Genomic DNA, 13667 nt, shown 5'->3' on the forward strand with positions numbered 1-13667 from the left:
CGCAGTTCAAGAAGAATTACAGCCAGGATGACATCCATGTTCGACACTTTGCTGATTGCCAACCGCGGAGAGATCGCCTGCCGCGTCGCCGCCACCGCCCGCCGTATGGGCATCCGCACCGTCGCCGTCTATTCGGACGCGGACGCCGACGCGCGCCACGTGGCCGCCTGCGATCAGGCCGTGCACATCGGCGGACCGGAACCGCGCGCCAGCTACCTGCGCGCCGACGCCATCCTGCAGGCCGCGATCGACACCGGCGCGGGCGCGATCCACCCGGGCTACGGCTTCCTGTCGGAAAACGAAGCGTTCGCCGAAGCCGCAGAAAAGGCGGGCATCTCGTTCGTCGGCCCGCCGGCGTCCGCCATCGCCGCCATGGGCAGCAAGTCCGCCGCCAAGTCGCTGATGGAGAAAGCGGGTGTGCCGCTGGTGCCGGGCTATCACGGCGACAACCAGGACCCGCAATTCCTGAAGACCCAGGCTGACGGCATCGGCTATCCAGTGCTGATCAAGGCCAGCGCCGGCGGCGGCGGCAAGGGCATGCGCGTGGTGGAATCGTCGGGCGCGTTCCTGGATGCGCTGGCGTCCTGCCAACGCGAAGCCGCCTCCAGCTTCGGCGACGACCGCGTGCTGATCGAGCGTTATCTGCAAAAGCCGCGCCACATCGAAATCCAGGTATTCGCGGACACGCACGGCAACTGCGTCTACCTCTTCGAACGCGACTGCTCGGTGCAGCGCCGCCACCAGAAGGTGATCGAAGAAGCGCCGGCGCCCGGCATGACGGAAGAACGCCGCCGCGCCATGGGCGAAGCCGCCGTGGCCGCCGCGCGCGCCGTGGGCTACGTGGGCGCGGGCACCGTGGAGTTCATCTCCGAGCCGGATGGCCGCTTCTACTTCATGGAAATGAACACGCGCCTGCAGGTGGAGCACCCGGTCACCGAAATGATCACGGGCCACGACCTGGTCGAATGGCAGTTGCGCGTGGCCGCCGGCCAGCCGCTGCCGGCGCGTCAGGAAGACCTGCGCATCAATGGCCACGCCATCGAGGCCCGCATCTACGCCGAGAACCCCGAAAAGGGCTTCCTGCCGTCGATCGGCACGCTGGCCTACCTGGGCCTGCCGCCGCACACCGCGTTTGCCAACGGCGACGTCCGCGTGGACGGCGGCGTGCGCACGGGCGACACGATCACCCCCTTCTACGACCCCATGATCGCCAAGCTGATCGTGCACGGCGCCGACCGCGACCAGGCGCGCGCCCGCATGCTCCAGGCGCTGGCCCAGACGCAGGCCGTGGGCGTGCAGACCAATGTGGCGTTCCTGTCGCGCCTGATGCAAGACAGCGCCTTTGCCGCCGCAGACCTGGACACGGGCCTGATCGAGCGCCAGCGCGCCACGCTGCTGCCGGAACCGCAGGCCGCAAGCACCGCCACGCTGGCGCTGGCCTCGGCCGCCGTGCTGGTGCGCCAGGGCCTGGCCCAACCCGGCCTGCATACCGCCGGCAAGGGGCCGTCCGACCCCTGGGACGCGCGCGACGGCTGGCGCCTGGGCAACCAGTACCAGCGCCATCTGCAGTGGGTGGACAACGGCGAGACGCGCCGCGTGACCGTCGCCCGCCAAGGCGGCGCCTGGACGCTCGATGCCGGCTCGGGCCCGCAACCGTTCCTGTGGCGTTCGCATGCCAGCGCCAACCCCAACCTGGCCTACGGCCTGCGCATCACGCTGGCAGGCCATGAGAACGCCGGTACGGTCGTTCTGCATGCCGACCGCGCCCACGTCTTCGGCGAAGGCGGCGTGCACGTGCTGGAACTCTACGACCCCTTGGCGCACGCCCAGGACACGCAGGGCGAACACGGCGGCGGCCTGACCGCGCCCATGCCCGGCAAAATTATCTCGATCTCCGTCAAGGCGGGCGACACGGTCGAAAAGGGCCAGCCGCTTCTGGTCATGGAAGCCATGAAGATGGAGCATACGATCTCGGCGCCGGCGGACGGCCGCGTCGGGGAAGTGTTCTACGGCGTAGGCGACCAGGTCACCGAAGGCGCGGAACTGGTGTCGATCGAATAGGAAGGGGTAGCCCTGGGGACGGCCGCCGTCTTGCAGTGCTATCCTCGGCGGCAGTATTCCGACACAGGCGACCGTGCCCACACGCCATGCCTAGACTGCCGACGTTCCTTCGCGTTGCCGTTGCCATGACTGCGGCCCTGGCCCTGCAGGCATGCAGCTTCGGCGGCGCGCCGTCCTACATCATCTTCGGCGCGTATTTCCCCCGGTGGCTGATGGCCGGACTGGTCGGCGTCGCGGCAGCGCTGGTTGCCCACCGCGTCTTCGTCGCCACCGGCTGGAACCGCAAGGTGCCGCTGCAACTGTCCGTCTGCAGTGCGATCGGTTTGACCGTCGCGGTGCTGATCTGGGCGCTGGGAACAAGGTGACTCCATGAAACTCGCCGGCACCTCCACCCCCGTCGCGCGCGGCCACCTGATCGCGCTGGCTATCATCGCCATCGGCATCGCGGCGCTGGGCTACGCCGCGTATCGATCTTCGCACTACCCGGCCACCGACGACGCCACCATCGACGCCGATCTTGTCCACGTCGCCACGCCCGTCGGCGGCCGCCTGGTCTCATTGCCCGTCAAGGAAAACCAGCACGTGACCAAGGGCGATACGCTGTTCGAAATCGACCCTGAACCGTATCGACTGACCGTCCGGCAGGCCGAGGCCGACCTCGCCATGGCCCAGGCCTCGCTGGAAACCCGGCGCCGTGCGCTGATTGTCGAGCGCGCCAACTCCAGCGTGGCCGACGAACAGCTGCGCCGGGCCGAGGCCAACCACGCGCTGGCCGCGCGCACCGTGAAGCGGCTGGCGCCGCTGGCGGCACAGGGCTACGTCCCGACCCAGCAGTACGACCAGTCCCAGGTCGCGCTGCGCGACGCCGAAGTCTCTCTCAAGCAGGCGCAGCAGCAACAGGCGGCCGCCGCCAGCACCATTGGCGACGAGGCCGAGGCCCAGGCCGCCGTACAGGCCAGGCAAGCGGCTCTGGCGCGTGCGCGCCACTCGCTAGGCGAAACGGTCGTGCGGGCGCCCCACGACGGCTATGTGACTGGCCTTGGCGTGCTGTCCGGCGAAACCGTGGCGCCCGGCCAGTCCCTGTTCACGCTGGTGGCGTCCGACGAATGGTTCGCAGTCGCCAACTTCCGCGAGACCGACCTGGCCCGCATCAGCGAAGGCGATTGCGCCACCGTCTATTCGATGATCGACCGCTCGCAGGCGATGCGGGGCAAGGTGATAGGCATCGGCGCCGGCGTGCTCGACGGCGAACGCATCAACGTGCCGCACGCCCTGCCGCTGGTGCAGCGTTCGGTGAACTGGGTGCGGGTGGCGCAGCGCTTTCCCGTGCGCGTCGAGATCGAGGAACCGCCGCAAAAGCTGGTGCGCATGGGCGCAAGCGCCATGATCGAGGTCCGCCATGGGCCGGCCTGCCGCTGACGCCGGCTTTCCGCGCTGGAGCGAGCTGAGGCAGTGGCTCGCGCCGTTCCTTGGCCGGGCCGAGATGACCTTGCGCGTGACCGTCATCTGCGCGCTCACCGCGCTGGTCGCCAGCGCCTACGGCACGCCCGAAGCCGCCTTGTCCGTCTACATCGTGTTCTTCCTGATCCGGCCGGACCGCGTCACCAACGCCGTGCTGGCGGGCGCCATGCTGGTGCTGGTCACGCTGGTGATCGGCCTGGTCCTGCTTGTGACCCAGGCCAGCATCGACTACCCGCTGCTGCGGGTTTCCGCCATGGCCGTACTGTCGGCCGGCCTGCTCTACCTGACATCCGCCAGCAAGCTGCGCCCGGTGGGCGCCATCATCGCGATGGTCGTCGGCTTCGGGCTGGACCAGATGGGCCGCGTTCCGATTGGCGAGGCCAGCACGCGCATCCTGCTGTACGCGTGGCTCATGGTGGCGATCCCGGTCGGCCTGGCCATCATCGTCAGCGTCGTGGCCGCGCCGTCGCCGCGCCGGCTCGCCTGCGCCAGCCTGGCGCGCCGGCTGCGGCTGGGCGCAAGACGGCTGCGCGAAGGCAAGGACGCGGAGCCGGCGTTTGGCCAGGCCTTGCAGGACGGCAATAAGCAGATCCTGACCTGGCTCAAGCTGTCGGTCGTGGAAGGCACCACCACGCGCCACGACGCCGCTGCGCTGGGCCAGGCCGCGGCCTCCAGTATCGCCATCCTGCTTGCCATCGACGTGCTGCGCGACGCGGACGGCCCGGGGCTGCCCGGCGAACTCGCCCAGCCGCTCGCCCGCACGCTGGACGAGATGGCGGCGATGCTGGAGCAGGGCGGCTATCCCGTCGATATCGAACCGGACCCGCTGCCGGCGGTGGCCCTGGCGCCGGCCGCACGCGTGGCCTGCGGGCAACTGTGCGACGCCATCAAGCACTTCGCCGTGCCGCCTGCCGAAGCAGAGACGCCGGAAGAGGACGCCGCCGCCAAGCCCAAGGCCGGTTTCTTCCTGCCCGACGCCCGCAGCAATCCGGAACATGTGGCCTATGCGCTCAAGACCACCGGTGCAGCCATGTTCTGCTATCTGCTGTACACGCTGCTGGACTGGCCCGGCATCCACACCGCCGTCATCACCTGCTACATCGTTTCGCTGGGCACCGCCGGTGAGACCGTGCAGAAGTTGCGCCTGCGGCTGGCCGGCTGCGTGATCGGCGCGGTGGCAGGCACGGCGGCGATCGTCTTCGTCGTGCCGCACATGGATTCCGTCGCCGCGCTGCTGGCGCTGGTATCCGCGGCGGCGGCGCTGTCGGCCTGGATCGCGGTGGGGCCACCCGCCATCGCCTATGCCGGCTTCCAGATCGCCTTCGCTTTTTTCCTGTGCGTCATCCAGGGCCCCGGTCCCGGTTTCGACTTGACCATCGCCCGTGACCGCACCATCGGCATCCTGCTGGGCAACGCGGTGGTGTACCTGATGTTCACCCGCGTCTGGCCCGTCAGCATCGGCCCGCAGGCGGATCGGGCCTTGGCGGCGCTGCGCGAACAATGGCGCGCGGTCGCGGCGGGCGGGCCCCGGCGCCATGCCTTGGCCGCCGAGGCGCTGGCGGCTGGCCGCGAGGCCCAGTACAGCCTGGCGCTGGCAAGTGCCGAGCCTTCGTGGGTGCGTCCCGGCCAAGCCTGGCTGGACGCCCGGCGCGATGCGCTGGCCGCCTTGTCGGCAGCCGCGGCGCCGCTGGTCGTGGCGGCGGGCCGCGCTCCCAGCGATCCGGCACTGCGGGCCCAACTGGACCGTCTGGGCCGCGTCGGCCCGGCGCAGGCGGCAAGCCCTGATGCCGCGTCGAGCCAGGCCGGGTCTGATCCAGCGACCGGGGCCGACGCCGACGTGCCCCCGCCTCCGGCGGCAACCTCGGCCCAGCAAGGCGACCCCTCCCTGCAAGCGCTGCTCCACATGATCGACGCGCGGACCTCGCGGCAGGCCGCCGCCCGCCAGCGCGCCCGAGACACCAAGGAATCCCCGGCCCATGCTTCTGCCTAAGACGCCGCGCCTGCCCGCCCGCCTGTGCCTCCCGGTACTGGTGCTGGGCCTTGCCGGCTGCGCCGCCTCATCGCTGGACCTGGCGCCGCCCAGGGCCGACCGACCCTGGATCCCGCCGGTCGACGCCAACGGCGCCATCGTGTCGGGCCCGGCGCAGCCGGACCGCCCGGACGCCCGCTACACCCTGCCCGCCAACACGGTGGCCGGGGCCCTGCCGCAAGACCCCGGCATCGACCCCGATCACGATTACGCGCTGGCTGAACTCATTGACCTGGCGCAATCGGCCAACCCGCGGACCCGCATCGCCTGGAATGCCGCGCGCAACGCGGCACTGGCCACCGGTATCACCAAGAGCGTGTACCTGCCGCACCTTGCCGCCACGGCCATGACGGGCTGGCAGCGCGGCCATGGCCAGAGCGACATCGGACTGGGCACATCCAGCGACAGCAACGCCCACGGCACCGTGTCCGTGCTGGCGTTGCAATGGCTGCTGTTCGATTTCGGCGGCCGCGAGGCGCGCGTGCAAGCGGCGGAACAGGCCACCATCGCCAGCGGCGTCGCGCTGACCGCGACCCACCAGCTGGTTGTGCAGGAAGTCAGCGTCGCCTATCACGCCTATATCGCGTCACGCACCCGCACCGTCAATGCGCGGCAGGGCCTGGCCAACGCCGGAACGCTGCTGGACGCCGCCCGCGCCCGCTACAAGCAGGGCCAGGGCACCGTGGTGGAAGTTGCCCAGGCGACGCAAAACCGGGAACAGGCCAGACTGGCCGCCGTGACCGCCGAAGGCGCCGAGGAAGACGCCTATCTTGGGCTCATCACCGCCATGGGCATCTCGCCGCTGGCCAGGCCGCGCATCGCCGCAATGCCCGGCACGCCGCTGCCGCCCGACCTGGCGCAACCGGTCGAACAGATCATCACCGACGCGCTGGCACGCCGCCCGGACGTACTGGCCGCCTATGCCGCAGAACAGGCCGAGCAAGCCAAGGCGCGCGCGGCCGACGCGGATTTCCTGCCCAAGGTCTTCGTATCGGCGGCAACCTCGCATACCTCCGGGCGCTCGTCCATCACGGCGGTGCCCGCCATCGGTCAGCAGGCCGCCACCGTCAACCTGAACGGCAGCCGCTCCGGGTCCAATATCTTCCTGGGCGTCACGCTGCCTTTGTATGACGGCGGCATGCGCACGGCCTTGCGGATGCAGGCGCAGAACGACGCGGCCAGCGCCGGCGAACGGCTAAGCCGCGCCAAACAGGAGGCCACACGCCAGATCGTCGCCGCGCGCAACGCGCTGCGTTCCGGCATGGCCGCCAACGAAGCCGCCACCGCACTGCTCAAGGCGTCGCGCACAACCTACGACGCCGCCCTGGCCGCCTACAAGAACGGCGTGGGCTCGTTGACCGACGCCACGCTGGCGCAAAGCCAGATGCTGATTGCGCAGAACGCCTACGCGGACAGCATCGCCAACGCGCGGTCGGCCGCTGCCGTGCTTGCCGTGGCCACGGGACGGGTATCCCTGCTGGACGAACGCTAGGCCCGGCACCGGGGCCCGCGAGGCCTCGGTGCGCCCACCGCAGGCTTTGCGACCAAGGCCATTTATGCGTTTTACGCAATCAATTATCGAAATAGATTGTTCTTGTTATCAATGACAGGGGACTTCTATCCTCGTTGCAACGTCATCCGACAGCCACGAGGAGATTCTGATGAGCGCGGTTCTGCAAACGACGGCGTCGCCTGCCGCCATGGTGCCCGCCGGGGTGGACCTGGTCGAGTATTACTACGAGCGCGGGTTCACCGACGGGTTGCCGGTCGTGCCGCCGACCCGGGAAAAGATCGACGAGGTCATCGCGCGGCTGGGCGGTGACGGCGATTTCGTCGAAGCCCGTGTGGCGCCGCGCTGGGGCGAACTGACGCGTGAAGTGCTCGCCATCAACATGGTGATGGCTGGCTGCAAAGCGGAGTACGCGCCGGTGGTGCTGGCCGCCGTCAAGGCGGTGACCGACCAGGCGTTCAACCTGAACGGCGTACAGGCCACCACGCACGTGGCCGCACCCTTGCTGATCGTCAACGGGCCGATCGCCCGCGAAATCGGCATGAATGGCGGCGTCAACGCATTCGGTTCCGGCAACCGCGCCAACGCCACCATCGGCCGCGCGCTGCGCCTCATCATGCTCAACGTGGGCGGCGGATGGCCCGGCGACCTGGACAAGAGCACGCTGGGCCACCCCGGCAAATACACCTACTGCGTGTGCGAGAACGAGCTGCAAAGCCCCCTGGCGCCGTATCACGTCGAGCACGGCTACAAGGCCGAGGACTCGACCGTCTTCGCGATGGCGGCCGAAGCGCCGCACAGCGTGACCAACCACATCTCGAACGACCCCGAAGGCATCCTGGACACGATGTGCTCGGCCATGAGCACCATCGCGTCCAACAGCGCCGTGCTAGGCGGCCACATCGCCGTGGTGCTGGGCCTTGAGCACGCGCAGACCATCGGCAAGCACGGCTGGTCGCGCGCGGATGTACGCAACTACCTGTACGTCAACCACGGTAACCGCTTCATCGACCTGGCCTACGGCCACCGCTACGGCAAGGTCTACAACCGCAACCTGCCCAAGTACTACAAGCGCGAAGACGACACGCGCATTCCCATCGTGCACAGCCCCGACCACATCCATATGTTCGTGATGGGCGGCGAAGCCGGCCGCTTTTCCGTGCTGATCCCCGGCTGGGGGCACATGAGCACGCCGGTGCTGCGCGCGATTGACGGCGCAAGCGCGGACAGCGGCGATTGCACAAGCGGCGCGTGCGCCATTTGACGCGGCGCGCCCGCACCACAACCAGGAGCCAGGACATGCTGATGAATGATGGGGAAAAAGTCGCGGTGTTCGACCCGCGCGGCGCGCTGCGCTTTACCGATGCGCCGGTTTCGGCGCGCAAGAAAGCCTTGGCCGGGCTGCGGCTGGGCATCCTCGACAACTCCAAGTGGAACGCCAACAAGCTGCTGCGCGGCGCGGCCGCGGCCTTGGGCGAGGACATCGATTTCGCCCAGGTGAACTACTACGTCAAACACAGCTTCTCCAAGGATGCCGCGCCCGAGCTGATCGAGCGCATCGCGGCCGAGAACGACGTCGTGCTGACCGCCATCGGCGACTGCGGCTCATGCTGCTCGGCCTGCGTGCGCGACTCCATTGCGCTGGAGCGGCTGGGCGTGCCCAGTGCGGTGATCATCACCACCGAGTTCGCGCGCGAAACCGAACTGACCCGCCAGGCTGTGGGCATGAAAGCGTTGGAACCCGTCGTGATCGCCCATCCGGTCAGCTCCATCACGGCCGAGGAAGTGGCGCAGCGCGTCGCCCAGATCAAGGAACAGGCGCAGCAGGTATGGCTGGGCACCAAGGCGCCGCTGCAGGTGCGCGTGGAACTGCAGTAACAGCGCCGCCGCGCCGCGGCGACAATGGGGGAGGGGAAGATGGGCGCACTGTCGCACTTGCGGGTGCTGGACCTTTCACGCGTGCTGGCCGGCCCCTGGGCCAGCCAGCTGCTGGCCGATCTGGGCGCGGAGGTCATCAAGATCGAACGGCCCGGCGTGGGCGACGACACCCGCGGCTGGGGGCCGCCGTGGATCCGCGACCCGCAGTGGGGCGAGGTGGCGCAATCCGCCTATTTCGCCGGCGCCAACCGCAACAAGAAGTCGGTCGCCGTCGATATCGCCACGGACGACGGCCAGCGGCTCGTCGCGGCGCTGGCGGCGCAGTGCGATGTGCTGATCGAGAACTTCAAGGTCGGCGGGCTGCAAGCCTACGGCCTGGACTACGCCACGCTTAAAGCGCGCCACCCGGGCCTGGTGTACTGCTCCATCACCGGCTTCGGCCAGACCGGCCCCTACGCCGCGCGGCCCGGCTACGACTTCCTGATCCAGGGCATGGGCGGCCTGATGAGCATCACCGGCCGCGGCGACGGCGAACCCGGGGCCGGCCCGCTGAAGGTGGGCGTGGCGCTGACCGACATCCTGACGGGCCTGTACGCCACCGCCGGCATCCAGGCGGCGCTGGCGCATCGCGACCGCACCGGAGCAGGCCAGCACATCGACGTGGCGTTGCTGGACGTGCAAGTGGCCGCGCTGGCCAATCAGGCCATGAACTACCTGGCCAGCGGCAACGCACCCGATCGCCTGGGCAACGCGCATCCCAACATCGTGCCCTACCAGGACTTCGCCACCCGCGACGGCCACGTCATCGTCACCGTGGGCAACGACGGGCAATTCCGGCGGTTCTGCGGCGCCATCGGCCGCCCCGAGCTGGCTGACGACGCGCGCTATGCCACCAACACCGCGCGCCTGGCCTCGCGTGAAACCCTGATCCCGCAAATCCAGGCGCAGATGGCGCAGCATTCCAGCGCGCACTGGCTGCGCACGCTGGAAGCGTTGGCCGTGCCTTGCGGGCCGATCAACGGGATGGCCGACGTCTTCGCCGACCCGCAAGTCCTGCAGCGCGGCATGCGCGTGCCGATGCCCGATGCGCAGGCCGGTTGCACCGACCTGGTCGGCAACCCGCTGCATCTTTCTGCGACGCCCGTGGCGTACCGCAGCGCGCCGCCTGTGCTGGGCGCCCACACGGAAACCGTCTTGCGGGACATGCTGGGGCTGGAACCGCAGAGGCTTGACGAACTGCGGCGCAATGGTGCGATCGCGGTCGGATCCTGAGATGTGCCAACACAAGAAAGACACAAGGGAGACAAACCATGGAACCATTCACCCGAGCCGGCGCGCCGCGCAGCGTCGTGAGAAGGCGGTTGTTGATCGGTGCAGCCGGCGCCGCCCTGGGGTCCCTGACGACCGGCGCGCAGGCGCTGGCGGCGTCCGGTTACCCGTCCAAGCCGTTGCGCGTCGTCATCCCTTATCCGCCGGGTGGCCCCACCGATATCGTCGGCCGCATCGTCGCAGCGGCCTTGGCCGACAAGCTGGGGCAATCGGTGGTCATCGACAACCGGCCCGGCGCCAGCGGCATGATCGGCGCCGACATGGTGGCCAAGGCGGCGCCGGACGGCTATGTGCTGCTGGTCAACGTGTCGGGCCAACTGGTGAATCCCGCGTTGTACGCCAACATGGCGCATGACCCGCTCAAGGATTTCCGCGGCATCACCAACCTGGCCTCGACGCCGATCCAATTGGTGGTCAGCGCCAATTCACCCGTACAGTCGGTAGCCGAACTGGTGGCGCTGGTGCGGTCCCAGCCGGGCCGGCACAACTTCGCATCGTCCAGCAACGGCACGCCCGGCCACCTGGCCGGTGAAGTGTTCAAGGCGGCTGCGAAGCTGGACGCCACGCATATCCCGTACAAGGGCAGCGCGCCGGCGCTGACCGATGTGATCGGCGGCCAGGTCACCTACATGCTGGATTCAATGCCGTCCTCGATCAGCCTGGTCAAGGGCGGCAAGCTGCGCGCGCTGGCGGTCACCTCGGACACGCGCGTGGCGGCGCTGCCGGAAGTGCCCACGTTCGCCGAACTGAACTATCCCACCGTCAACCTCACCACTTGGTACGGGATGTGGGCGCCGGCGCAAACGCCGTCGGCCCTGGTCGCCAGCCTGTACCAGGCCGTCAACGATGTTCTGCGGCAACCGGAAGTGCGCGCGCGCCTGACCGACGCGCAAGCCATGCCCGTCGGCGATACGCCGGAACACTTCGACGCCTATTGCCGCACGGAAGCGAAGCGCTATGCCGACATCGTGCAGCTTGCCGGGATCCGGCTGCAATAAGCGCGGTGGCCGCTAGGCCCCGCCGCGGCGCACGCGGCGGGCGCGCGCCGGCGGGACGACTTGTACCCAGTCGCTGCGCAACTGCGCCAGGAAGCCACTGGCGCTGGGGGTAAGGCCCCGTTCCTTGAGGAACACCACGCCGATGGCCTGGCTTAGCGCAGGCTTGACCAGCGGCCGCGCCACCAGGTCCGCACTCAACGCCGCGGGCACGGCCCCGCCCGGCACGATGGCGATGCCTACGCCAGCCCACACGCATTGCATGACGGTGGCGAACTGGCTCACGGTGACCGCGTGCCGCAGCGGCACGGCCGCGATCGAGGCGTAGCTGTCGATCAGGCGGCGCGTCTGCGCCTCCCTGGGCAGCGAAACCAGCGCGTACGGCGCCAACTGCTCCAGCGTCACGCCGGCTTCGGCAGACAACGGATGGTGGCGCGGCATCACCACATGAAAGGCTTCGCGGCCCAACGACACCACCGAGAATTCGTCGGGCACCTCGTCGACGTACGTAATGCCCATGTCGGCCACGCCGCTACGCACGTCATCCAGCACCGTGCCGTGCACGCCCTCGCGGATCTGCAGTTCGATACGGGGCCGCGATTCGCGGTATCGGGCCACGATGCCCGGCAGTTGCGTGTACGCCACCGACATCACCGCGGACACGATGCTGCGGCCGCGCTGCTCGTCGGAGATCTCGCGCATGTTCTCGAACGCGATGCGCAGGTCGGCCAGAACGCGGTTGGCCAGCGACACGAACTCCTGGCCCGCCGCCGTCGTCTCGACCCGGCGCGTGGAACGATGGAACAGTTCGACGCCGACGGCCTTCTCCACCCGCTGCACCGTGCGGGTAAGCGCAGGCTGAGAGATGTTCAACGTCAGCGCGGCAGCGACGAAGCTGCCGCACTCGGCAACCATGCAGATGGCCTGGAGTTCGCGCGAGCTCAAATCGGGAAGCGTGACCATCGATGGATGCCTTTGTCTGGGTGACTGATGCGTCAAACGGAATTATAAGTAGCGCAGTGCTGCGACAGGCATAAGTTCATAACCGGATGAAGGGGTCAGCCGGCAGGCGGAAAGTTTCTTAGCTTCCCGTCAGCCAATTGTCCCTAGAATGCAACTTCCGGTGCGACCCGCGCCAGCCCCGCATCCCCGCACGCCCTCATGCCCGCCCCCGACTCCCCCAGTCCGCTTTCCCGTCCCCCATTCCTGCACTTCCTGTTCGCGCGCGTCAGCGCGTCGCTGGCCTTCCAGATCGTCTCGGTCGCCGTCGGCTGGCAGATCTATGCGTTGTCGGGCAGCGCGATCGACCTGGGGCTGATCGGCCTGGCGCAGTTCCTGCCCATGGCCGCGCTGACGCTGGTCGTGGGCCACGTGGCCGACCGCTACGACCGCCGCAAGATCGTCGCCATCTGCATGGCGCTGGAAACCCTGGCCACGCTGGTGCTGGCGATCGCAGCGCTGCACGGCGTGGGCGGTAAGACCCTGATCTACGCCACCATCATCATCATGAGTTCGGCGCGCGCCTTTGAAGCGCCCACCTTGTCCACGCTGATACCCGCGGTGGTGCCCCGCGAGTGGCTGCCGCGCGCCACCGCCTTGGCGTCTTCCGGCGGCCAGATCGCGCAGATCGCCGGCCCCGCGCTGGGCGGCATCGGCTACGGATTGGGAGCAGGGTGGATCTATTGCGTGGCGGCAGCGCTGTACCTGACCGCCTTCGCGTCCATCGCCACGCTAGTCATAGAACGCGCCCCGCCGCGCAAAGAGCCGACCACCTGGCGCACGCTGTTCGCCGGCATCACCTTCATCTTCCAGCGCCGGCTGCTGCTGGGCACCTTGTCGCTGGATCTGTTTGCCGTGCTGCTGGGCGGAGCGACGGCCTTGCTGCCCATCTTCGCCAAAGACATCCTGAATGCAGGTCCGTGGGCGCTGGGCGCCTTGCGCGCGGCGCCTGCCTGCGGCGCGGCGTTGATGTCGCTGACGCTGGCACGGCTGAGCCTGGGTGAAAACGTGGGGCGCCTGCTGTTCGGGTCGCTGATCCTGTTCGGGCTGGCGACCACCGTGTTCGGCCTGTCGACCTCGATTCCGCTGTCGGTCGCCGCGCTGGTCGTGCTGGGCGCCGCGGACTCGATCAGCGTCGTGGTGCGTTCATCGCTGGTGCAATTGAATACGCCTGACCACATGCTGGGCCGGGTCAGCGCCGTGAACACCTTGTTCATCGGCGCGTCCAACCAGTTGGGCGAGTTCGAGTCCGGCGTGACGGCCGAACTGTTCGGGGCCGTGCCGGCGGTGGTGATCGGCGGCCTGGGCACGATCGCCGTGGCGGGATTGTGGATGCGGTGGTTCCCGGAATTGAGAAAGCTCAGAACGCTGCATGGAAGCGAGACCGCGCCCACCTGAGGCGGGT

The 13667-nt window shown here is 68.8% G+C and carries 11 protein-coding genes; 10 read left to right on the forward strand and 1 reads right to left on the reverse strand.

What is annotated here, in order from left to right; all coding sequences use genetic code 11:
- Window positions 1-36 precede the first annotated feature (36 nt).
- The 9 genes from AC3WMU_RS26800 (at window position 37) to AC3WMU_RS26840 (ending at window position 11266) form a co-directional block, all read left to right on the forward strand.
- Window positions 37-2061 carry an acetyl/propionyl/methylcrotonyl-CoA carboxylase subunit alpha gene (locus tag AC3WMU_RS26800; RefSeq protein ID WP_492283197.1) on the forward strand — a complete coding sequence of 675 codons (2025 nt, stop codon included), beginning with the start codon at window positions 37-39 and terminating at the stop codon, window positions 2059-2061.
- Window positions 2062-2186: 125 nt separating this feature from the next.
- The gene (locus tag AC3WMU_RS26805) at window positions 2187-2426 is read left to right on the forward strand and encodes a hypothetical protein (protein WP_492283198.1); all 240 of its coding nucleotides are present in this window, start codon (window positions 2187-2189) and stop codon (window positions 2424-2426) included.
- Between the two features lie 4 nt (window positions 2427-2430).
- On the forward strand, window positions 2431-3480 hold the full coding sequence (gene mdtN / locus AC3WMU_RS26810) for a multidrug transporter subunit MdtN (RefSeq protein WP_492283199.1): 1050 nt from the start codon (window positions 2431-2433) through the stop codon (window positions 3478-3480).
- Window positions 3461-5512, forward strand: a complete 2052-nt coding sequence (locus AC3WMU_RS26815; protein WP_492283200.1) for an FUSC family protein — start codon at window positions 3461-3463, stop codon at window positions 5510-5512. The genes mdtN and AC3WMU_RS26815 overlap by 20 nt, the downstream gene beginning before the upstream one ends.
- A complete protein-coding gene (locus tag AC3WMU_RS26820) occupies window positions 5499-7043 on the forward strand; it encodes a TolC family protein (protein ID WP_006226108.1) in 1545 nt (514 codons plus the stop codon). Before AC3WMU_RS26815 ends, AC3WMU_RS26820 begins: the two co-directional genes overlap by 14 nt.
- A 169-nt stretch (window positions 7044-7212) precedes the next feature.
- A complete protein-coding gene (locus tag AC3WMU_RS26825) occupies window positions 7213-8325 on the forward strand; it encodes a hypothetical protein (protein WP_492283201.1) in 1113 nt (370 codons plus the stop codon).
- Between the two features lie 35 nt (window positions 8326-8360).
- Entirely contained in the window at window positions 8361-8939 is a 579-nt protein-coding gene (locus tag AC3WMU_RS26830; RefSeq protein ID WP_424626142.1) for a UGSC family (seleno)protein, read from the forward strand.
- A gap of 39 nt (window positions 8940-8978) precedes the next feature.
- Complete coding sequence (locus tag AC3WMU_RS26835; RefSeq protein WP_492283202.1) at window positions 8979-10211, forward strand: CaiB/BaiF CoA transferase family protein; 1233 nt, start codon at window positions 8979-8981, stop codon at window positions 10209-10211.
- A gap of 38 nt (window positions 10212-10249) precedes the next feature.
- A complete protein-coding gene (locus AC3WMU_RS26840) occupies window positions 10250-11266 on the forward strand; it encodes a Bug family tripartite tricarboxylate transporter substrate binding protein (protein ID WP_035213714.1) in 1017 nt (338 codons plus the stop codon).
- A gap of 12 nt (window positions 11267-11278) precedes the next feature.
- On the opposite strand, the gene AC3WMU_RS26845 is transcribed toward AC3WMU_RS26840, so the two are convergent.
- Window positions 11279-12226, reverse strand: a complete 948-nt coding sequence (locus AC3WMU_RS26845) for a LysR family transcriptional regulator (RefSeq protein ID WP_492283203.1) — start codon at window positions 12224-12226, stop codon at window positions 11279-11281.
- Window positions 12227-12424: 198 nt separating this feature from the next.
- Between AC3WMU_RS26845 and AC3WMU_RS26850 the strand changes: the two genes are divergently transcribed.
- Window positions 12425-13660, forward strand: a complete 1236-nt coding sequence (locus AC3WMU_RS26850; RefSeq protein WP_424626139.1) for an MFS transporter — start codon at window positions 12425-12427, stop codon at window positions 13658-13660.
- The last annotated feature ends 7 nt before the right edge of the window (window positions 13661-13667 follow it).

Source organism: Achromobacter sp. FW305-C-13 (assembly GCF_058783475.1).